We start from the raw sequence: 19,077 nt of genomic DNA on the forward strand, positions 1-19,077 counted from the left end.
AAACGTCAGATGAGCGACTTCGCGGCATCCGCCACGGCGTCCGCCGTGATGCCGAAGTGGTCGTAGAGTGCGCCTGCCGGGGCCGACGCGCCGAAGCTCGACATTCCGACGAAGGCGCCGTCATTGCCGATCAGCGTATCCCAACCCTGCCGCACCGCAGCCTCCACGCCGACGCGCGGCGCGGTGCCCAAAACGGCGTCGCGGTAGGCCTGGGGCTGCTTGGCGAAGGCCTCGAAGCACGGGGCCGAAACCACCGCCGCCTTGATCCCGGCGCTCGCCAGCTTGTCGGCGGCGGCCAGGGCGATCTCCACTTCCGAGCCGGTGCCGATCAGCGTCACGTCACGTGGCCCGTCGGTGTCGCGCAGCACGTAGGCGCCCTTCGCGGTCATGTTGGTGTCGGTGTGGCTGGTGCGCACCGTCGGCAGGCCCTGCCGCGAGAGCGAGAGCACGCTGGGCGTGCCGTCCATCTCCAGCGCGGCCTGCCAGGCCTCGGCGGTTTCCACCGCGTCGGCGGGGCGGAACACCATCATGTTCGGCATCGCACGCAGGCTGGCGAGCGTTTCCACCGGCTGGTGCGTTGGTCCGTCTTCGCCGAGCCCGATGCTGTCATGTGTCAGCACGTAGACGACCCGGATGCCCATCAGCGCCGCGAGCCGCATCGCGCCCCGCATGTAATCGGCAAACACCAGGAAGGTGCCGCCATAGGGGATGAACCCGCCGTGCAGCGCGATCCCGTTCATGATCGCCGCCATGCCGTGCTCGCGCACGCCGTAGCGCACGTAATTGCCCGAGAAATCGTCGCGCACCACGTCCTTCATGCCCTTTGTGAACGTCAGGTTCGAGCCGGTGAGGTCGGCCGAGCCGCCCACCGTGTTGGGCAGGGTGCCGTTGACGATCTCCAGCGCCATCTCGCTGGCCTTGCGGGTGGCAACTTTCGGCGCGTCGGCCGAAAGGCGCGCCTTGTAGGCGTTGATCGCGGCGTCGAGTGCGCGCTTGTCGGGGTTGGCCTGGGCGGTTTCGAAGGCATCCTGCTTCGGGTGTCCGCCAAGGCGCTTTTCCCAGTCCAGCCGGGCTTCGCGGCCCCGCGCGGCAATGGCGTGAAAGGCGTCGTAGACCTCCGCGGGCACCTCGAAGGGCGCGTGAGTCCAGCCGAGATGCTTGCGCGCGGCGGCGACCTCGTCTGCACCAAGCGGCGCGCCGTGCACATCGTGGCTGCCCTGCTTGTTGGGCGCGCCGAAGCCGATCACCGTGCGGCAGGCGATCATCGAGGGCTTGCCGGTTTCGGCCCGGGCCGCCTCGATCGCGGCGGCGATCGCCTCCTTGTCGTGCCCGTCGATTGACTGAACATGCCAGCCCGCCGCCTCGAACCGCGCCTGCTGGCGCGTCGAGGTTGAAACATCGGTCGAGCCGTCGATGGTGATCTGGTTGTCGTCCCACATCACGATGAGGCGGCCGAGCCCGTGGTGGCCGGCGAAGTCGATCGCTTCGTGGCTGATCCCCTCCATCAGGCAGCCGTCGCCCGCGATCACGTAAGTATAGTGATCGACGAGGTCGTCGCCGTAGCGGGCATTGCCCATGCGTTCGGCCAGCGCCATGCCCACGGCGGTGGTGATGCCCTGGCCGAGCGGGCCGGTCGTCACCTCGATGCCCTTGGCATGGCCGTATTCCGGGTGCCCGGCGGTGCGATAGCCCATCTGGCGGAAATTGCGGATCTGCTCCATGCCCATGTCGTCATAGCCGAGCAGATGGTTGATCGCGTAGACCAGCATCGAACCGTGGCCTGCGCTCATCACGAAGCGGTCACGGTCGGGCCACTTGTCGGCCGAAGGGTCGATCTTCATGAAACGGTTGAACAGCACCGTGGCCATGTCGGCCACGCCCATCGGCGCACCGGGGTGGCCGGAGTTGGCCGCCTGCACCGCGTCCATCGCCAGCGCCCGGATGGCATTGGCCATCAGGTCTTCCGTCGACGTGTCGATATTCGTCTGAACGTTCATGGCTTTCTCCTCAAGCGCGCTTCGAGACGGAAACCAGCCGCTCGATCATCGGGGTGAAGATGAGCTGCATCGCGAGATCCATCTTGCCACCGGGGATGACGATGGAATTCGCCCGGCTCATCCAGCTGCCCTGGATCATGCGGTTGAGGTAGCCGAAGTCGATCCCGCGCGGATTCTTGAAGCGGATCACCACGAGGCTCTCGTCGGCGGTGGGAATCCAGCGCGCGATGAAGGGGTTCGAGGTATCCACCACCGGCACGCGCTGGAAGTTGATATCGGTTTCGGTGAACTGCGGCGTGATGCAGTGCACGTAATCGTGCATCCGGCGAAGGATCACGTCGGTGACGGCCTCGGTGGAATAGCCACGGTGAGTCTTGTCGCGGTGGATCTTCTGAATCCATTCGAGGTTGATCACCGGCACGACACCGATCTTGAGATCGGCCAGCGCGGCGAGGTTGACCTCGTCGTTCACCACCGCGCCGTGCAGGCCTTCGTAGAACAGCACGTCCGAGTCGTCGTCGAACGGCGACCAGTCGGTGAAGTTGCCCGGCGCGACACCGAATTTATCCGCCTCGGCATCGTCGTGAACGTAGTGCCGGGTGCGGCCCTTGCCGGTTTCGCCATATTCGCGAAACACGCGCTCGAGTTCGTCGAGGGCGTTGGCTTCGTAGGAGAAGTGGCTGAAGGTATGGTCACCTTCCGCCGTCCGCCTTTCCAGTTCCGCCTTCATTTCCATGCGGTTGTATCTGTGAAAGGCGTCGCCTTCGATCGAGACGGCCTTGATGCCCTCGCGGCGGAAGATCTGATCGAACGTGCCTTTGACGGTCGAGGTGCCGGCCCCCGAGGAGCCCGTGACCGAGATGATGGGGTGCTTCTTGCTCATGATGATTCCTCAAGCGCGGAACAGGCCGCGGTTTCCGAAAAGGGCCGAGACTTCGTCGGTCGGCAGGTCCTGGTAGGCGGCGACGCGCGCGACCTTGTCGGCGCTGCCGAACACGAAGGGCGTGCGCGCGTGCAGCTCCTTCGCCTGCTGCGACATGATCCGATCATGCCCGTCGGTGGCGCGCCCGCCCGCCTGTTCGATCAGGAAGGCGATCGGCGCGCATTCGTAGACCATGCGAAGGCGGCCGCGCTCATACCCCGTGCGATCGTCGCCGGGGTAGAGAAAGATCCCGCCCCGGCTCATGATCCGGTGGGTTTCCGCCACCAGAGAGGCGACCCAGCGCATGTTGAAGTTCTGATCGCGCGGTCCGGTCTCGCCGGCCAGCATATCGTCGATGTAAGCGCGGATCGCCGGGCTCCAGTGCCGGTAGTTCGACGCGTTGATGGCGAACTCGCGGGCCTTTTCGGGCACCTTGTGCTCGGTCTCGACAAGCTTCCAGACGGTGGTGTCGGGGTCGAAGATGTAGCTCTGCACACCGTTGCCGAAGGTGACAACGATATAGGTCTGCGGCCCGTAGATGATGTAACCGCCGCAAAGCTGCTCGTCGGCCGGCCGCAGGAAGCTGCCGTCGGGGTCGCCGTCCTTTGCCTCGAAGATCGAGAAGATCGTGCCGATCGACACGTTCACGTCGATGTTCGACGACCCGTCGAGCGGGTCGATCGCGAGGCCGAGATGCCCTTTCGGGTTCAACTCCACGACCTCGTCCTGCTCCTCCGACGCGTAGTAACGCACGGAGGTGGTCTTCAGGGCCTCTGCGAAGGCCTCGTCGGCCATCACGTCGAGGGCCTTCTGCTGGTCGCCGCCGAGGTTTTCGCCAACACCTGCGCCAAGCGAGCCGCCGAGCGGCCCCCGCTTGATCGTGCGGCACAGATCGCGGCCAACAACCCCGAGCGCCTCCATGACCGGCAGAAGGTCAGCCGGAATGTGTGACGTATCGTCAAAAACGTCCGTGGTGCTCATGATTCCTCCCAAGTCCGGCCTCCAAACCGGATTGCCCTTGTCGTGCCACGGTGGAATCGTTTACAGAATTTAATAAGAAGAAATATCTAAAAAGAAAAATCTAAGATGCATCGCCCCGACGCCATTACTCTCAAGCAATTACGGGCACTTAGCGCCGTGGCGGCACATGGTTCGATCACCAAGGCTGCTGAGGCAATTCGCCTCACGCCGCCCGCCGTCCACACCCAGCTCAAGCAGTTGTCCGAGAACATGCACGCCGAAATGCTGCGCCGGGGCTCATCGGGCAAGATGGAACTGACGCCGGAGGGCGAGGTGGTTCTGGAGTCGATTCGCCGCATCGAGGTCGAGCTCGATGCCTGCATGCGCTCGGTGTCGGAACTGCGCGACGGGCGGGCGGGCTTCGTCCAGCTCGGGGTGGTCTCGACCGGCAAGTATTTTGCCCCGGGCCTCGTGGCCATGCTCAAGCGTGTCTTTCCCGAGATCAGGATTGATCTCGTGGTCGGCAACCGCGGGCAGACCATCGCGGCTCTCGAGGCGCGCCAGATCCAGCTTGCGATCATGGGCCGCCCACCGCGCGTTCCGATCAACACCTCGGTGCTGATCGGCCCGCACCCGCACGTCTTGATCGCGCCGCCCGATCACCGCTTCGCAGGGATGCGCCGGATCGACCCCGATGAGCTGTTCGAAGAAACCTTCATCGGCCGCGAGGAGGGGTCCGGCACGCGTATCCTGATGACTCGGTTCCTTGACCGTATCGGCGATGGGCGCACCTACGACGCGATCACGATGAGCTCCAACGAGACGATCAAGCAGGCCGTCATCGCCGGCCTTGGCCTTGCGCTGATCTCGCAGCACACCGTGGTCGACGAGTTACATACCGGTCGGCTGGTGAAGCTCGATCTTCCCGGCCTGCCGATCGAACGCGCCTGGTATCTGCTCAACCGTGACGATATTCCGCTTACGCCCGCCGCCGAGCGGGTGAGGGCCTATATCTCTCAGATGGAGGGCAGCTTCCTGCCCCAGCTCTAGTCGTTGGAATAGTAGCGCCAAAGTGCTTGAAACTGTGTCTCGGTGAGCGGGTTTCGGAAACCGATCGTCTCGTCACCCTTCACGCCGACGTAAAGCCGCGCGGCGAAAACCTCGCCTGGCTCGGCGCGGGCCATCCCGAAAAGATCGCGGATCGGGAGCTCCATTTCGGGATCGCCATCGCCGGTATCGTCATGGCACCCGGCGCAATAGGAATCGTGGATGGCGCGGGCCTCCAGCAGCGCCGTCGCGCGCACATGCGCCGTGCCTTGCTCGGCCAGGTCGAATGCGTGGCGTTCAATGATGGCGTCGAGGGCCACGGTCAGTGCGGCGAGGTCGTCGGGGCTGTGTTCGGTGAGACGTCTCGCGCCTTCCGGATCTCCAGCCTGGATCAACAGCCACGGCAGAAGACCGAGCGCCCCCGCAATGCGCTCTTCCAGGCCGGTGCGGTGGGCTTCGGGAAGATTATTCTCCTCCAACCGGGCCAGATCACCACGGGCAACGCGCAGTTCCGCGGCCAGCGTGCGCGACGGGCTGGCCACCAGCGCCTCCGCTTGTGCGGTTTCGACAGTCACAAAGGAACTGGCCGCAACGCCAAACCACGTTGCGGCCAGTCTCGTGAGAATGTTGCGGCGCAGTTGCGCCATGTATCACCTCACTCGTGTTTACTCGGCGGCGATCTGCGCCTCCATCGGCATCGCCTTGTTGGTCCAGGCGACCATGGAGCCATCATACATCTTGGCGTCCTTGTTGCCGAGGATTTCCGAAGAAACGAACCAGCCGATCGAGGCCCAGTGCCCGGTGTTGCAGAAGCTCACCTGGTCGCCCTCGGTCGGAACGCCGGCGGCCTGGTAGAGCTTGGCGAGGGTGTCGCTGTCGCGGAACATGCCGCCACCGTTGTCCGTCATCCAGCTCTGCGGCAGGTTGACCGCCCCGGGGATGGTGCCCGAGGCTTTCGCCGCGCCGTGACGGTTCACACCGAGATACTGGTCAGCGGTGCGGTTATCGACCATCAGCGCACCGCTGTCGGCGGCCGCCTGAACGTCTTCCTCGTTGAGCAGCATGTCTTCGCGCAGAGCGACGTTGAACGTCTTCGCCGCGATTTCCGGCATACCCTTTTCAAGCGGGTTCACGGGGTTCTTGTCGCCGTCAACTTCCGACAGGTAAGCCGCCATGCCGCCGTTCAGCACCGAAACTTCATCGTGCCCGAGCACCTTGAAGGACCAGTACATGCGCGTTGCCGTGCCCATGTCGGACGAGCTCGAACCGGGGGCGACGAGCACGACGTGCGTATCGTTGTCGATCCCGAGGCTGCCGATATGTGCTGCGAGATCGGAAGGATCATCCGGGAACACGCCCGGAATACCATCTTTCGCAACACGCCAGCCGGACTTGCCGTAGTCGGTGTTGACTGCGCCGGGGATGTGCCCGCGCAGGTAATCGGTCTGGCCCCGCGCATCGACAAACACGACGCCGTCCTTGCCGATATTTTCCTTCACCCACGCCACGTCGACGAGCGGATCGGCTGCCATTGCCGGTCCGGCGATACCGGCCATCACCATGATCGCCATTGAGGCCATCATGGCCTTCATCTTCTTCACCATAGACTTCATTTCTCAGTCCTCCCTTTTGGTCTGGTTCTGCGCATTCCGTCAGAGTGTCACGACCATGTCGGCCGAAAGCACCGCCTCGGCCACATCGGCCCAGGCTTGGGTGTCCTCCGGCGCGAGTCCGGAAACATCATGGCGCTCTACATCATGCGCGGTTTCGATTTCCGTCACGGCTTCGGCGACGCGGTTCGCGTCGGGAAACAGCCCGGTCTTCAATTCGACGATCTTCATGCCCTCGCCTTCCTCAAATGTTCACCACGCGGTCGGCCTCTGAGATGGCCTTGCCCAGCGCGGCGGTGTCGAGAAACGGCAAATCTTCCGCCATTTCCGCAACGGTAGTTTCGGGTTCGATATCCGATAGCTCCAGAAGCTCTGCCTGCTCGGCGTTGGCCTCGGTGTCGGCCACCGGCTCGGTCATGAAAACGAACCGAACCTCGTGGCCGAAGATCGTGAGCCCGGCGGCCACGCGCATCGCTTCGGTGTGATCGCGACGACCGAGCACGAGGATGTTCTTGGTGTCCATATCGTTCTCCTCAGAGCGAAACCACGCGCCCGGCCTCGGCCATGAGCGCGGAATTGATGGTCTGGCTGCCGCGTTCGACAGGGCAATCCAGCCCGGCCATGTGCAGATCCCAGGAATGCTCGCACACCGCCACGCGCGCGGCGTTCTTGCTCGCGGCGGCAAAGGCCGGATCCACGAGCGCCTTCACACCGTCATTGGTCAGAAAGCAGCCCCAGGCTTTGCCCTTGTCCGAGAACGCGCGGCCGAGCGCCGCGGCGATCGGGGCGGCATCTGGCGAGGTGATATGAAAAAGCACATCCATCGTCTTTTATTTCCTTTCGGTCATGTCTCCGGCGCGAAGGCCACGGTTGCAACGCGGCCTCGTGCGAAATCCGAGAGGGCTGCCACGGTTGGCCCGGCACCCTCTGCATCCAACGTCATCGCGGCCAAGTTCATTGGCGCGGTAAAAACCTGCTCGCGGCTGAAAGCGCGTGGCCAGCCGTTGCGGCCTGTTTCGGCCCGACCCTCGAGTACGGAAACTTCGGCCTGCCCGGCGAGATGGACCAGGGCCGCCACCGCCCAGGCCTCGTTCGTGGGTTTTTCGGCTCCATCATAGATCACGAGGGTCTCGCGCCCGCTGAGCCCGACCGTGCCGAGAAGCCATCGCAGCTGCGAAAAGCCGATGGCGCGACCGGCTCCATCATCAAGCATCCAGGCGGCCGGCAGGCATCGCGCATCCGGCAGAGAGCCGGCAAGGCAATCGGCCTCGGCGCGAATGTCGAGCACCGCGACCGCGCCAGTTTCGGGCAGGGCGCCGACCCGTGACACGGGATCGGCGGACAGGGCACCCGGCGCACCGAGAGTCAGCGCGGCCAGCAGGGCAGGCGCGGCGGAGCCGGCGCCTTTCCCCGACGATGGCCGCGCAAGTCCCATCTCAGCAGCCCCCGAACTTGATTTCGGGCGCGGCCACCACCCCGGCCACCGGCGGTGCGGGCGGGTTCTCGATGTAGTAGTCGATCAGTTCCGTCGCGGGCAGTTTGCCGAAGCCCCCGCCCACATCGATCATCGGCATCTCTTCCGCCGGCTGAGGCGTGTTCACCCGGGCGATGGTTTCCTCGTCGAGCGCGGCGAGCGGGAACGTGACCCAGGCCACCCCGAGGCAAACGATCACACTCGCCGTGCAAAAGATGAAGCTGCTGCGGTCCATTTCGTTCCCCCTCAGAGCGTGTCTTTGAGAAAGCTCAGGTACATCACGCCAAAGGCAATCACGGCGATGATGAGCTGTGCACCGGTTTCAAAATCCATGGTCTTCTCCTCAATCGCCACGATAGTGCCGGATCAGTTCGTTCACGCTCACGCCCTCGCCGGTGATCGGGTGCTCGACCTGAGGCGTGAAATGCGGCACGCCATCTCGGTCGGTCCGAAGGCTCTGGGGTGGGCTCACCAGCGTGTAGGCAATGCCGACGACGGTGATGGCGAGCCCGGTCCAGGCGTAGGCGTGCATCAGGATGCGGGATGCGGTCATGCCCTCAATCCTTCTGGATGTAGACTTTCCAGCAGCGCGGCTCCTGGATCGTCTCAAGATGCTTGGCGCCCATCTCGTCGCACATCGGCGGCAGTGCTTCGACCGACGAGGGGTTGTCGAGGATCACTTCCACCACGTTGCCTGATCCAACCTGCCCAACGGCTTTCTTGGTCATCAGCTGCGGGCGGGGGCAGCTGTCACCGAGGCAATCCACGCTCTGCGCGATCGAAATCACCGTGCCGTTGCTCAGCTTGGCTTCGCCCACCGGGCCCGTGCTCTCGGCCGCTTTCTTCTTTCCGAAAAGTCCCATTGTATCCTCCTGTCAAATCGTCCGCGCGTTATTCTGCGGGCTGTGCTGTTGCGGATTTGGCCTGTGCCAAGCGATGGCTCTCGGCCTGGCCGGCCTCCTTGCGGAGGATGGCGCGGTAGATGTAGTAGAGCACGCCTGCCTGGATCAGCCCGAAGAAGATGGCGGGGATGCCGAACTTCTCCTGAAGCGTGGCGGCGTTCGCGTAGCCCAGTTGCAGGGCTTCGAAGTTCGGTTCGCCGGTCATCGAGGCCGGTGCGGGGGGCCAGTAGTTCGCCGACCACACGAGCGAGAACAGGAACATGCCGACGAAGGTGAAGATCAGGGCCCAGAGCGCCCCGACGTTGCCCTCACCGGTTTTGACCCAGGTGGAAACCGTGCAGGCACCGGCCAGCACCATGCCCACGCCGAAGATGAAGAGCCCGGCGAAGGTGTTGAGGCCGACGTCGAAATACATCGGGTTGCCCTCGCCGAAGGTGATGAACAGCGTGAACCCGATGGTCAGGATCATCATCGCGACGAGCAGCGCCTTGGTGTTGCGATAGGTCTTGAACAACATCGCGTCACGCAATGCGGCGGTGTTGCAGAAGCGCGAGCGCTGCACCAGCACGCCGACGATCGAGCCGAAAAGGAAAGCGATAAGACAGGTTCCGATGGCGCTCATTGGTCAGCCCTCCAGGATTTTCTTGTAGATCATCGAGCCGACCCAGGCGCCGGCGATGATGCCGCTGATCGCAAGGTAGCCGCCCATGTTCATCTCCGGGCCCATGCCGAAGAAGGTCGACACGTTGCACACGAAGGCGAGGCGAATGCCGATCCCCATGAGCAGACCGCCGATGGTGATCAGAACCCATTCCGAGACCCGGCGGGGGAAACGGATGTAGAATTCCTTGGCGATGATCGCGCTGACGAAAGCGCCGAACAGCATCCCGAGGCTGATGTAGATCTTCCAATAGGTCGGGTCGGGTTCGAACACGAGGGTCCAGAACGGCAGACGCTCGAGATCGTCACCCATGAAGCTCTGGGCAATGAGGCCCGTCATCATGGTTTCGCCGCCGCCCACCGTCCAGGCTCCGACGATCACGAAAAGGAAAATGTCCAGAACCGCGATGGCCACGAGGGCGATCACCGGATCAAGGGTCTTCTTGAAAAATTCGCTGGCCAAGGCGTCCTCCCATTGCCGCTCACGACATTTGTTTTGGCGTTCACAAAAAGGTTAGGAAGCTCCTGTCCCGCGGTGGTAGTAATATATGCAAACATTTTGGCCTCGCGCGCGCGCGAGGGGAGTCGGGAACATCTAACCACATGAAAAGACGGCGAAAATGCTGCTCGCGGAGGAGGTGAAGTAATGTCGATTTATGTTGAGATTGAACCTGAAGACTTCCTCGGGCACATGTTCAACGCCTGTTCCATCGACCAGGTGAGCGAGTTTCGCCCCGAAAAGCGCGGCTTCCGAATCCACGGCCACAGCACGACGATCCGGCTTGAACGGGTGTTCTGGACGGTGCTGGAAGACATGTCGGACCGTATGGGCGTGACCCTGCCGCAACTGATCTGCCGTATCCACGATCAATGCCTGGTGGCGAACGACAAGAACATCTCGTCCTGCCTGCGTGTGATCTGCATGAAATACATGAACATCTACGCGCTCTGATCGCCGAGCCCCGGCGTCAGCAGCGGCCGCAGAAGCGCGATCGGGTGCGCGCGCAGGCTGAGCCGCATCGAGACGTAATCTTCCACCACCGCTTCCCCGAGGCTCATCTCGGGCAGCGTCACCGGCGGCTCGGTGATGACCTCGCCATCTATATCCCTTGAGAAGAGCGGCAACGGGGCCTCGCCACCGATCGCGCGCGCCTGCCAGAGCGCCTCGCGCCGGTCGAGGCCCAGCGCGGCGAAAGCGTCGGCCTCGGCCAGCCGGGCGAGCAGGCGGGGTGGTGTGCCCGCGCGGCGCCAGACATCGTCCACCGCGAGGTAGCCATTGCCGCGCGCCGCGGTGATCCAGCGCGCCTCTTCCTCCGCCATGCCGCGGATCTGGCGAAACCCGAGCCGGAGCGCGAGCCCGCCCTTGCCGTCGGGTTCCATCACGTTGTCCCAGTATGAGGCGTTGACGCAAATGGGGCGCACCTCCACCCCGTGCTCGCGTGCATCGCGCACGATCTGCGCCGGGGCATAAAAGCCCATCGGCTGGCTGTTGAGCAGCGCGCAGGCGTAGATCCCGGGATGGTGGCGCTTGAGCCAGGCGCTGGCATAGACCAGGAGCGCGAAGCTCGCCGCGTGGCTCTCGGGAAAGCCGTAGGAGCCGAAGCCCTCGATCTGGCTGAAACAGCGCTGGGCGAAATCCTCGTCATAGCCGTTCGCCCGCATCCCCCGCAGGAAGCGTTCGCGAAATTCGCTCACGTGGCCGAGCTTCTTGAAGGTGGCAAGTGCCCGGCGCAGCCGGTCGGCCTCGTCGGGGGAAAAGCCCGCGCCGATGATGGCGATCTGCATCGCCTGTTCCTGGAACAGGGGCACACCCAGCGTCTTGCCCAGCACCGCGCCGAGCGCGTCGGAGGGAAAGCTCACCGCCTCCTCGCCGTTACGCCGCCTGATGAACGGGTGAACCATGTCGCCCTGGATCGGGCCGGGCCGGATGATCGCCACCTGGATCACGAGATCGTAGAACGAGCGCGGTTTCATCCGCGGCAGGAAGTTCATCTGCGCGCGGCTTTCCACCTGGAAGATGCCCACGCTGTCGGCCCGGCAGAGCATGTCGTAGACGGCCGGGTCTTCCGGCGGCAGGCTTGCCAGCGTGAAATCGGTGTGGTGGTGGGTTGAGATGAGGTCGAAGGCCTTGCGGATGCAGGTGAGCATTCCCAGCGCGAGCACGTCTACCTTGAGGATGCCGAGCGCGTCGATATCGTCCTTGTCCCACGAAATCACCGTGCGGTCTTCCATCGTGGCGTTTTCCACCGGCACCAGCTCGTCGAGCCTGCCCTCGGTGATGATGAAGCCGCCCACGTGCTGGCTGAGGTGGCGCGGAAAGCCCTGGATCCCGTCCACGAGGCTCATCACCAGCGCGAGCTGTGGGTCACGCGGATCGAGCCCGATCTCGCGCAGCCGGTCTTCGCGCATCCCGCTGCCGCCCCATCCCCAGACCTGGGACGACATCGCCGCGATCGTGTCTTCCGATAGCCCCATCGCGCGCCCCACCTCGCGGATCGCCCGCTTGCCCCGGTAATGGATCACCGTGGCGCAAAGCCCGGCGCGGTGGCGGCCATACCTTTCGTAGATATGCTGGATCACCTCCTCGCGCCGTTCGTGCTCGAAATCGACGTCGATATCCGGCGGCTCGTCGCGCGCCTCGCTCACGAAGCGTTCGAACACCATGGTGCCGATCTCGGGGGAAACGCTCGTCACCCCCAGCGCGTAGCACACCACCGAGTTCGCCGCGCTACCCCGCCCTTGGCAGAGAATGCCGCGCGAACGGGCGAAATCGACGATGTCGTGCACGGTCAGGAAATAGGGCTCGTATTTCAGCTTGCCGATCAGCGCGAGTTCGTGTGCCAGCATCCCCCGCACCCGCTCCGGGGCGCCGCCCGGGTAACGCGCGCGCAGCCCGGCGCGGGCCAGGCGTTCGAGCCGCGCGGCGGGGGTTTCGCCCTCGGCGATCTCGGACGGATATTCATAGCGCAGCTCGTCGAGGCTGAAACGACAGCGCGCCGCGATCTCGCCGGCCCGGCGCACCGCGCCCTCTTGGCCGCGAAACAGCCGCAGCATCTCCGCCTCGGACCGCAGCCGCCTTTCGGCGTTGGGCTGGGCGAGCAGGCCCAGTTCGTCCACCCGGCACCCGGTGCGAATCGCGCTGAGCACGTCCACCAGCTTGCGGCGGCGGGCGTGGTGCATGATCGGCTCGGCACTGGCCACGGTGGGCAGGCCAAGCGCCTCCGCCAGATCCGACAGCCGGGCAAACCGCGCAGAATCTGCGCCGTCGTAGCGTGGCGCCATCACCAGCGCGACCTGCCCCGCGAAAGCGCGGCTGAGTCGCGCCACCTGCCCGCGCCAGCCCTCCGGCGCCGGTTCGGGCGGGTGCAGCAGCATTTCCATTCCGGCGCCGAATTCCAGCACGTCGCCCACCCGGATCAGCGCTTCCCCCTTCGGTGCGCGGCGGCGTCCCAGCGTGATCAACCGGGTGAGTCGCCCCCAGGCCGCCCGATCACGCGGCAGCGCGGTGAACGCCACGCCCTCCTCCGTCACGATCCGCGCGGCAGGGATCAGCCGGGGCACGGTGTAGATATCTGCCGAGGCCGGGTGTGGGCATCCCTCCGGCGCGGGCGGCCCGAACAGCCCGTGCGTGGCATCGAAGGCCCGCCGCTCCGCCACAAGCCGCGCGATCTCCCGTGCCGCCACGTGAGCGCGCACGATTCCGGCCACCGAATTCTCATCGGCGATGGCAAGCGCGGGCATCCCCGTCAGCGCCGCCCGCTCAACGTAGTCCTCCGGGTGCGACCCCCCGGTGAGAAACGTGAAGTTCGATGTGATCGATAATTCTGCAAACATGGCGTGAACGAGTATATTCACGTTTTGTTCTAACGTGGAGTCCCCGTGTCTTGCGGGTGGCTACAAACGGTCCTCGAATTTCGCGATCACCTCCCGGTAGATGTCGCGCTTGAACGGCACGATCTTTTCGACGAGATCGCGCGGGTCCAGCCATGTCCAGCGGCTGAACTCGGGATGCGCCGTCTCGATCACGATCTGGTTGTCGGCGCCGTGGAAGCGCATCAGATACCAGCGCTGTTTCTGCCCCCTGAAGCGCCCTTTCCAGATCCGCGGCACCACCTCGGCCGGCAGATCGTAGGTCAGCCACCCTGGGTATTCGGCCTCGACGGTGACCAGATCGCGGCTCACCCCGGTTTCCTCCTCAAGCTCGCGCAAGGCCGCTTCGAGTGGGTCTTCGCCCTCGTCGATTCCGCCCTGGGGTGCCTGCCAGGCGGTTTCGCCGGTGCCGAGCTTCGCCGCGTCGAGCCGCTGGCCCGCGAAGATCAGCCCCTTCGGATTGGCCAGCATGATACCCACGTTGGGGCGGTAGGGCAGGGCAGAGATTTCGTCGGGTGACATCGTGCGATCCGGATGGTTGGTTTTGCCGTCGACAACCTAGCCCAGTTGCGAGGCAAGACCAACAAACGATGACCGGCCGGTCGAAACCAAGGTTCAGGAATCTGCAGAATCACGTTAGGGTGATCGCCATGAAGACAAGCGCCGCCGATACGTTCCTGTCCCGTCATCCCTTCCTTTCGTTCGCCGCGATCGCCTATGGCATCTCGTGGAGCGCATGGGTTTTCGGTCTCACGCAGGGAGAGGGCACGTTGGCCACGCTCGCCCACTATTCGGGGGGCTTTGGCCCCTTGCTGGCCGGGTTGATCATGGTTGTCGCGCTGGGCCGTGATCCATGGGCTTGGGCCAAAGGATTGCTCAAATGGCGCGTGGCCCCGCGGTGGTATGTTTTCGTTCTCGGTTGGCCGGTGCTTCTGGTGGCGATCACCTCCGTCCTGTTTGTCGGGCTTGGATACCGGATCGACCTTGGTCTCGTTCCCGAGCGTCTTGCGTCCTATGCCCCGGTGTTCCTGGTGATGGCCCTTATCGGGGGCGGCAACGAGGAGCCGGGGTGGCGCGGCTTCGCCTTGCCGACCCTGCAAGACCGGCTTTCACCCCTCCGTGCAACCCTGCTGCTTGGCATCGTCTGGGCCTTCTGGCACCTGCCTCTCCTCTGGGGCGATCCGACGGTGCGTGCGGGCGAGGTTCCCTTGTCCGATCTCGCGCTTCGGGTCGGGCTGTTGCTGGTTTCGATCACCGCGCACGCGTTCTGGTATACGTGGCTCATGAACCGCACCGGCAGCGTTCTGCTCTGCCTCGTCTTGCACGCCGGTTACAACACCGCAAATGGCCTTCTGGTCCTCGTGCCCGAGGCGGAGATGCACGGGGCGGCCGAAGAAATCCTGCTTCCCCTTATGACCGGGGTCGTCGTGGCCTCGGTGATCATGCTGATCGTCGCCACCCGCGGGCGCCTGGGAAAACCGGCCTGAACCGGAGTTCGGGCGCCGGACCGGAAAGGAAAAGGCCACCCCGCAAGGGATGGCCTTTTGTTCGTCAGGTGGACGATCGCGTCAGCGGTTGGTGTCCATCGCCACGGTGGCGAGCCCCTTGAGCAGGTCCAGCGCGTAGGAAAGCTGGAAATCCTGATCGCGCAGCTTGGCGGCTTCTTCCGCGGCGGCCAGCTCATCCTCGATCAGCTTGATCTCGTCTTCGCTCAGGCTGTCGTTGTTGAGGCGACCGCGCAGATCGGCTTCCGAACGGGAGCGGCGAGTTTCGTCTTCACCATTCTCCTCGACTGGTGTGCGCGGCGGTTGCTGAACCACGATGTCGGGGCTCACGCCCAGAGCCTGGATCGAGCGGCCCGACGGCGTGTAGTAGCGCGCGGTGGTCAGGCGCATCGCCCCGTCGCCACGAAGCGGCATCACCGTCTGCACCGAGCCTTTGCCGAAGCTCTTGGTGCCCACGATGATCGCGCGGTGATGGTCCTTGAGCGCGCCGGCGACAATCTCGGAAGCCGAGGCCGAACCGCCGTTGATCAGCACGATGATCGGCTTGCCTTCGGTGATGTCGCCCGGCTCTGCATTCACCCGCTCGGTGTCTTCCGGGTTCCGTCCCCGGGTCGAGACGATCTCGCCCGATTCGAGGAAGGCGTCGGAAATCGTTATGGCCTGGTTGAGCAGGCCGCCGGGGTTGTTGCGCAGATCGAGCACCACGCCGGCGAGCTGGTCCATGCCGCCCAGTTCCTCGACAGCCGAATCGAGGCCGTCCTTCACGTTCGAATAGGTCTGATCGTTGAAGGTGGTGATGCGGATCACCGCGATGTCACCCTCGGTGCGCACGGTGGCGGCGGTCAGCTTGATCGTGTCGCGAATGATCGAAACATCGAACGGCTCGTCGACGCCTTCACGCACCACCGTGATGATGATTTCCGAGCCCACCGGCCCGCGCATCAGGTCGACGGCCTCGTCGAGCGTGAGGCCAAGCAGGCTCTCGCCGTCAACGTGGGTGACGAAATCGCCGGCCTGAATGCCGGCCGCGTCGGCCGGGGTGCCGTCCATCGGAGAGATGACCTTCACGAAACCGTCTTCCTGGCTGACCTCGATCCCGAGGCCGCCGAAGGAGCCGCGCGTCTGCACCCGCATGTCGGCGGCGTCGTCCGGCGCAAGATAGCTCGAGTGCGGATCGAGCGAGGTCAGCATCCCCTTGATCGCGGCTTCGATCAGTTCCGCGGGCTCAACCTCTTCGACGTACTGCGAACGAATGCGCTCGAACACGTCACCGAAAAGGTCGAGTTGTTGGTAAATGCTTGAATTTCGCGTCGCCTCCTGGGCGATGAGGGGACCGGCCACTTGCGTGGTCAGGATCGCCCCGGCGAGCGTGCCGCCAAGCGCGGCCATCAGGAATTTTTTCATGTCTGCTCCGGATCTTTCAGTTTTCGGGCCCCACAAACCAGGTACTCGGGTCCAGCGGCGTTCCGTTCCGTCTCAACTCTATATAAAGCGACTCGGTGGCCTGCGCGCCACCTCCTTGCGCAGATGACATCAAAAAGGCTTGATCCTCCGACATCAAGGCGCCACCCATCAGCCCCACCGGCGCGCCTCTCGGCAATACCTCGCCGACCTCGCCGAACACCTGGCCCAGTCCCGAAAGCACGAGCAAGTACCCTTCGCCGGGCTCGAGAATCGCCACCTCGCCATAGTCGAGCAGGGGCCCGAGGTAGCGAATCGTCGCGGGCCAGGGCGTTGTTACCAGAGTCAGCGGCCGTGTCGCCACCACCCAGCCGGGACGGCGCACACCCGCCGCGTCAGCTTCCTCGAAGCGCCGGATCACCCGGCCGAGCACGGGCATCTCCAGCGCGCCCTGGGCTTCGGAGAAATCCGGTTGGGCAATCGAAACCGATGTCTCTTCAACCGTCGTGCTCATCAACCCGCTGGCGAAGCTCTCCAGCGTGTCGGAGGAATTGATGAGGTTCTCCATCGCCGCTTGGTCGGCAACGAATCGCCTTGGCAGATCCGTGCGGTTGGCCACCGCCTTCGACAGCTCCGTTCGCGCGGTCTGCACACCCTGCAACCCCTCCTCCAGAGTGCTCACCGCCGTCTCCTGCAGCGCGCGCAGCATCGCCACCTCCTGCAGGGCCCTGCGCAATTGCGCCGCTTCCTGCGAAAGTGCGGGTGTCACATCGGACAGGATCATGCCCGAACGCACCGTGCCCAGCGGCCCCGAGGGATGAAGCAGAAGGTGCGATTCCGGCGCTGCCTCGATCGACTGCAGAACCCCCAGCAATTGCGCCAGCCTCTCGCTTTCGGCCGAAAAGACACCATGGATCGCGCTTTCGCGGATCGTCGCCTGCCGTAGCCCCTCGCGCAGCGCCGCAAGCCCCTTTTCATAGGCCTGAACCGTCTGTGTCAGCGCCGCCACGCGGTCACGTGCGCCCTCCGCGGCTTCCAGCGCCGCACTGGCCCCCTGCAACTCGTCCATCGCGGCCCGCGCGCTCTGGGTCGGGTCGGTCTGCGCCGTGCTCGCCGCCGGGCCGAGTGCGAGCGCAAGGGCGAAGAGAAGCGCCGCTCCCCTCACCGGACGATCAGGCTCTCGCCTGTCATTTCCTCGGGCTGTTCAAGCTCCATCAGTTCAAGCAGCGTCGGCGCGAGATCGCAGAGCTTGCCGCCTTCGCGCAGGGCGATGCCCTCGGGACCGCCGACCAGCACCACCGGCACCGGGTTCGTGGTATGCGCGGTATGCGGCCCGCCGGTTTCGGGGTCGACCATGGTTTCGCAATTGCCGTGATCGGCGGTCACGATCATCGCGCCGCCCGCCGCCTCAAGCGCGGCGAGAACCTCGCCAAGCGCGGCGTCCACCGTCTCCACCGCCTTGATCGCGGCCTGCAGATCGCCGGTGTGCCCGACCATGTCGGGGTTGGCGTAATTGGTCACGATCAGGTCATAGCCCTTGCCGATTGCCTCGACGAAATGCGCCGTGACCTCGCCCGCGCTCATCTCGGGCTGGAGATCATAGGTTGCCACCTTGGGGCTCTGCGCCATGTAGCGGTCTTCGCCCTCCTCGGGTTCTTCCTTGCCACCGTTGAGGAAGAAGGTGACGTGCGGGTATTTCTCGGTCTCCGCCAGCCGGAACTGTTTCAGCCCATGCCTGGCCACCCACGACCCGAGGGTGTTGACGATATCGCGCGACGGGAAAACCGTGGTCATGTAGCTGTTGTGGCCGGTGGAATATTCCACCATCCCCAGCAGCCCTGCGAGCTTCGGCCGCGTGCCCACGTCAAACTCGGCAAACCCCGGCTCGCCGATGGCGCGCAGGATCTCGCGCACCCGGTCGGCGCGGAAGTTGATGCAGAACACGCCATCACCATCCTCGATCCCGGCATGACCCGCGATCACGGTTGGCTTGATGAACTCGTCTGTCTCGCCCCGCTCGTAGGCGCGGGCAATGGCCTCGTCGGCGCTCGCCGCCACCTCGCCCATCGCTTTCACCATCGCGTCGTAGGCCAGCGTCACCCGCTCCCAGCGGTTGTCACGGTCCATCGCGTAGTAGCGACCCGAAACGCTCACCACCCGCGCGCCTTCCGGCAGGTCGGCCTCGAAGGCCGCCACCTGCTCGCGCGCCGATTTCGGCGCCACGTCGCGCCCGTCGGTGATGACATGCAACGCCACCGGCACGCCGGCCGCCCGGATTTCCCTGGCGGCGGCGACAATGTGATCCTGGTGCGCGTGAACGCCGCCCGGGCTCGTCAGGCCGAAGAGATGCGCGGTGCCGCCCGAGGTTTTCACCGCGCGAATGAAGTCCTGAAGCGCGGGCTTCGTGCCGAACTCGCCGTCTTCGATCGCGAGTCCGATCATCCCGAGGTCCATCGCCACCACCCGGCCCGCGCCGATATTGGTGTGCCCCACCTCGGAATTGCCCATTTGCCCGTCGGGCAGGCCCACCGCGCGGCCATCTGTTCTCAGCGTGCCGTGCGGGCAGGTCTCCCAGATCCGGTCGAAATTCGGCGTGTTGGCGAGTTTCACGGCGTTGTTTTCGCGTTCCTCGCGCAGGCCGAAACCGTCGAGAATGCAAAGGACGACGGGCTTGGGAGTGGTCATCGGGGGCCTCGCTTTCTGTTGCTCCCTATCTAGCCTCCGGCCCG

Annotated in this window: 21 protein-coding genes and 1 pseudogene; 3 read left to right on the top strand and 19 right to left on the bottom strand. The window is 64.7% G+C overall.

Going from position 1 to position 19,077, the window contains the following annotated elements:
- Window positions 1-5: 5 nt before the first annotated feature.
- Genes tkt through IEW01_RS01565 form a run of 3 tightly spaced genes read right to left on the bottom strand, consistent with a single transcriptional unit; the run spans window position 6 to window position 3,900 of the window.
- The gene (tkt, locus tag IEW01_RS01555) at window positions 6-1,997 is read right to left on the bottom strand and encodes a transketolase (RefSeq protein ID WP_188525844.1); all 1,992 of its coding nucleotides are present in this window, start codon (window positions 1,995-1,997) and stop codon (window positions 6-8) included.
- Between the two features lie 10 nt (window positions 1,998-2,007).
- Window positions 2,008-2,880, bottom strand: coding sequence for a phosphoribulokinase (locus tag IEW01_RS01560; RefSeq protein ID WP_188525845.1), 873 nt, complete (start codon window positions 2,878-2,880; stop codon window positions 2,008-2,010).
- Window positions 2,881-2,889: 9 nt separating this feature from the next.
- The gene (locus IEW01_RS01565) at window positions 2,890-3,900 is read right to left on the bottom strand and encodes a class 1 fructose-bisphosphatase (RefSeq protein WP_188525846.1); all 1,011 of its coding nucleotides are present in this window, start codon (window positions 3,898-3,900) and stop codon (window positions 2,890-2,892) included.
- Window positions 3,901-4,005: 105 nt separating this feature from the next.
- Between IEW01_RS01565 and cbbR the strand changes: the two genes are divergently transcribed.
- Window positions 4,006-4,929, top strand: a complete 924-nt coding sequence (gene cbbR / locus IEW01_RS01570; protein WP_188525847.1) for a LysR family regulator CbbR — start codon at window positions 4,006-4,008, stop codon at window positions 4,927-4,929.
- Here the strand turns inward: cbbR and IEW01_RS01575 are convergent.
- The 11 genes and pseudogenes from IEW01_RS01575 to IEW01_RS01625 form a co-directional block, all read right to left on the bottom strand.
- Window positions 4,926-5,573, bottom strand: a complete 648-nt coding sequence (locus IEW01_RS01575; protein WP_188525848.1) for a hypothetical protein — start codon at window positions 5,571-5,573, stop codon at window positions 4,926-4,928. The two genes, cbbR and IEW01_RS01575, sit on opposite strands and share 4 nt — an antisense overlap.
- 18 nt (window positions 5,574-5,591) lie before the next feature.
- Window positions 5,592-6,539 (bottom strand): sulfurtransferase, encoded by a 948-nt coding sequence (locus tag IEW01_RS01580; RefSeq protein WP_188525849.1) that lies wholly within the window; start codon window positions 6,537-6,539, stop codon window positions 5,592-5,594.
- Window positions 6,540-6,578: 39 nt separating this feature from the next.
- Window positions 6,579-6,767: a hypothetical protein gene (locus IEW01_RS01585; RefSeq protein ID WP_188525850.1), complete on the bottom strand. Its 189-nt coding sequence runs from the start codon at window positions 6,765-6,767 to the stop codon at window positions 6,579-6,581.
- 13 nt (window positions 6,768-6,780) lie between these two features.
- Window positions 6,781-7,059: a hypothetical protein gene (locus tag IEW01_RS01590; protein ID WP_188525851.1), complete on the bottom strand. Its 279-nt coding sequence runs from the start codon at window positions 7,057-7,059 to the stop codon at window positions 6,781-6,783.
- 10 nt (window positions 7,060-7,069) lie between these two features.
- Window positions 7,070-7,360, bottom strand: a complete 291-nt coding sequence (locus IEW01_RS01595) for a hypothetical protein (RefSeq protein WP_188525852.1) — start codon at window positions 7,358-7,360, stop codon at window positions 7,070-7,072.
- A gap of 20 nt (window positions 7,361-7,380) precedes the next feature.
- Window positions 7,381-7,824, bottom strand: coding sequence for a rhodanese-like domain-containing protein (locus IEW01_RS01600; protein WP_188525853.1), 444 nt, complete (start codon window positions 7,822-7,824; stop codon window positions 7,381-7,383).
- A gap of 148 nt (window positions 7,825-7,972) precedes the next feature.
- Complete coding sequence (locus tag IEW01_RS01605) at window positions 7,973-8,245, bottom strand: hypothetical protein (RefSeq protein WP_188525854.1); 273 nt, start codon at window positions 8,243-8,245, stop codon at window positions 7,973-7,975.
- Window positions 8,246-8,353: 108 nt separating this feature from the next.
- Window positions 8,354-8,563, bottom strand: coding sequence for a hypothetical protein (locus tag IEW01_RS01610; protein ID WP_188525855.1), 210 nt, complete (start codon window positions 8,561-8,563; stop codon window positions 8,354-8,356).
- A gap of 4 nt (window positions 8,564-8,567) precedes the next feature.
- A complete protein-coding gene (locus IEW01_RS01615; protein ID WP_188525856.1) occupies window positions 8,568-8,873 on the bottom strand; it encodes a sulfurtransferase TusA family protein in 306 nt (101 codons plus the stop codon).
- Window positions 8,874-8,901: 28 nt separating this feature from the next.
- Window positions 8,902-9,534, bottom strand: coding sequence for a YeeE/YedE thiosulfate transporter family protein (locus IEW01_RS01620; protein WP_188525857.1), 633 nt, complete (start codon window positions 9,532-9,534; stop codon window positions 8,902-8,904).
- A 3-nt stretch (window positions 9,535-9,537) separates the two neighbouring features.
- Window positions 9,538-10,041, bottom strand: a pseudogene (locus tag IEW01_RS01625) (YeeE/YedE thiosulfate transporter family protein); the annotation flags it as partial.
- A gap of 177 nt (window positions 10,042-10,218) precedes the next feature.
- Here IEW01_RS01625 and IEW01_RS01630 point away from each other — a divergent pair.
- Window positions 10,219-10,524, top strand: coding sequence for a ribbon-helix-helix domain-containing protein (locus IEW01_RS01630; protein ID WP_188525859.1), 306 nt, complete (start codon window positions 10,219-10,221; stop codon window positions 10,522-10,524).
- Here IEW01_RS01630 and IEW01_RS01635 read toward each other — a convergent pair.
- The gene (locus tag IEW01_RS01635; protein ID WP_188525860.1) at window positions 10,512-13,406 is read right to left on the bottom strand and encodes an error-prone DNA polymerase; all 2,895 of its coding nucleotides are present in this window, start codon (window positions 13,404-13,406) and stop codon (window positions 10,512-10,514) included. The genes IEW01_RS01630 and IEW01_RS01635 overlap by 13 nt on opposite strands.
- Before the next feature lie 60 nt (window positions 13,407-13,466).
- Entirely contained in the window at window positions 13,467-13,964 is a 498-nt protein-coding gene (locus IEW01_RS01640; RefSeq protein ID WP_188525861.1) for an RNA pyrophosphohydrolase, read from the bottom strand.
- Between the two features lie 128 nt (window positions 13,965-14,092).
- On the opposite strand from IEW01_RS01640, the gene IEW01_RS01645 reads away from it, so the two are divergent.
- Entirely contained in the window at window positions 14,093-14,929 is an 837-nt protein-coding gene (locus tag IEW01_RS01645) for a CPBP family intramembrane glutamic endopeptidase (RefSeq protein ID WP_188525862.1), read from the top strand.
- Window positions 14,930-15,010: 81 nt separating this feature from the next.
- Here the strand turns inward: IEW01_RS01645 and IEW01_RS01650 are convergent, their stop codons facing one another.
- The 3 genes from IEW01_RS01650 to gpmI are packed head-to-tail and all read right to left on the bottom strand — an operon-like array spanning window position 15,011 to window position 19,033.
- The gene (locus tag IEW01_RS01650) at window positions 15,011-16,351 is read right to left on the bottom strand and encodes a S41 family peptidase (protein WP_188525863.1); all 1,341 of its coding nucleotides are present in this window, start codon (window positions 16,349-16,351) and stop codon (window positions 15,011-15,013) included.
- A 16-nt stretch (window positions 16,352-16,367) separates the two neighbouring features.
- Window positions 16,368-17,513, bottom strand: coding sequence for a murein hydrolase activator EnvC family protein (locus IEW01_RS01655; protein WP_188525864.1), 1,146 nt, complete (start codon window positions 17,511-17,513; stop codon window positions 16,368-16,370).
- Window positions 17,510-19,033, bottom strand: coding sequence for a 2,3-bisphosphoglycerate-independent phosphoglycerate mutase (gene gpmI / locus IEW01_RS01660; RefSeq protein ID WP_188525865.1), 1,524 nt, complete (start codon window positions 19,031-19,033; stop codon window positions 17,510-17,512). The genes IEW01_RS01655 and gpmI overlap by 4 nt, the downstream gene beginning before the upstream one ends.
- Between the last annotated feature and the right edge of the window lie 44 nt (window positions 19,034-19,077).

The organism is Sinisalibacter lacisalsi (assembly GCF_014640115.1).
GTDB classification, from domain to species: Bacteria; Pseudomonadota; Alphaproteobacteria; order Rhodobacterales; family Rhodobacteraceae; genus Sinisalibacter; species Sinisalibacter lacisalsi.

Excerpts from the sequence above, each read along its gene's own strand:
- tkt (WP_188525844.1), bottom strand. The coding sequence starts at position 1,997 with ATGAACGTTCAGACGAATATCGACACGTCGACGGAAGACCTGATGGCC.
- IEW01_RS01560 (WP_188525845.1), bottom strand. The coding sequence starts at position 2,880 with ATGAGCAAGAAGCACCCCATCATCTCGGTCACGGGCTCCTCGGGGGCC.
- IEW01_RS01565 (WP_188525846.1), bottom strand. The coding sequence starts at position 3,900 with ATGAGCACCACGGACGTTTTTGACGATACGTCACACATTCCGGCTGAC.
- cbbR (WP_188525847.1), top strand. The coding sequence starts at position 4,006 with ATGCATCGCCCCGACGCCATTACTCTCAAGCAATTACGGGCACTTAGC.
- IEW01_RS01575 (WP_188525848.1), bottom strand. The coding sequence starts at position 5,573 with ATGGCGCAACTGCGCCGCAACATTCTCACGAGACTGGCCGCAACGTGG.
- IEW01_RS01580 (WP_188525849.1), bottom strand. The coding sequence starts at position 6,539 with ATGAAGTCTATGGTGAAGAAGATGAAGGCCATGATGGCCTCAATGGCG.
- IEW01_RS01585 (WP_188525850.1), bottom strand. The coding sequence starts at position 6,767 with ATGAAGATCGTCGAATTGAAGACCGGGCTGTTTCCCGACGCGAACCGC.
- IEW01_RS01590 (WP_188525851.1), bottom strand. The coding sequence starts at position 7,059 with ATGGACACCAAGAACATCCTCGTGCTCGGTCGTCGCGATCACACCGAA.
- IEW01_RS01595 (WP_188525852.1), bottom strand. The coding sequence starts at position 7,360 with ATGGATGTGCTTTTTCATATCACCTCGCCAGATGCCGCCCCGATCGCC.
- IEW01_RS01605 (WP_188525854.1), bottom strand. The coding sequence starts at position 8,245 with ATGGACCGCAGCAGCTTCATCTTTTGCACGGCGAGTGTGATCGTTTGC.
- IEW01_RS01610 (WP_188525855.1), bottom strand. The coding sequence starts at position 8,563 with ATGACCGCATCCCGCATCCTGATGCACGCCTACGCCTGGACCGGGCTC.
- IEW01_RS01615 (WP_188525856.1), bottom strand. The coding sequence starts at position 8,873 with ATGGGACTTTTCGGAAAGAAGAAAGCGGCCGAGAGCACGGGCCCGGTG.
- IEW01_RS01620 (WP_188525857.1), bottom strand. The coding sequence starts at position 9,534 with ATGAGCGCCATCGGAACCTGTCTTATCGCTTTCCTTTTCGGCTCGATC.
- IEW01_RS01630 (WP_188525859.1), top strand. The coding sequence starts at position 10,219 with ATGTCGATTTATGTTGAGATTGAACCTGAAGACTTCCTCGGGCACATG.
- IEW01_RS01635 (WP_188525860.1), bottom strand. The coding sequence starts at position 13,406 with ATGTTTGCAGAATTATCGATCACATCGAACTTCACGTTTCTCACCGGG.
- IEW01_RS01640 (WP_188525861.1), bottom strand. The coding sequence starts at position 13,964 with ATGTCACCCGACGAAATCTCTGCCCTGCCCTACCGCCCCAACGTGGGT.
- IEW01_RS01645 (WP_188525862.1), top strand. The coding sequence starts at position 14,093 with ATGAAGACAAGCGCCGCCGATACGTTCCTGTCCCGTCATCCCTTCCTT.
- IEW01_RS01650 (WP_188525863.1), bottom strand. The coding sequence starts at position 16,351 with ATGAAAAAATTCCTGATGGCCGCGCTTGGCGGCACGCTCGCCGGGGCG.
- gpmI (WP_188525865.1), bottom strand. The coding sequence starts at position 19,033 with ATGACCACTCCCAAGCCCGTCGTCCTTTGCATTCTCGACGGTTTCGGC.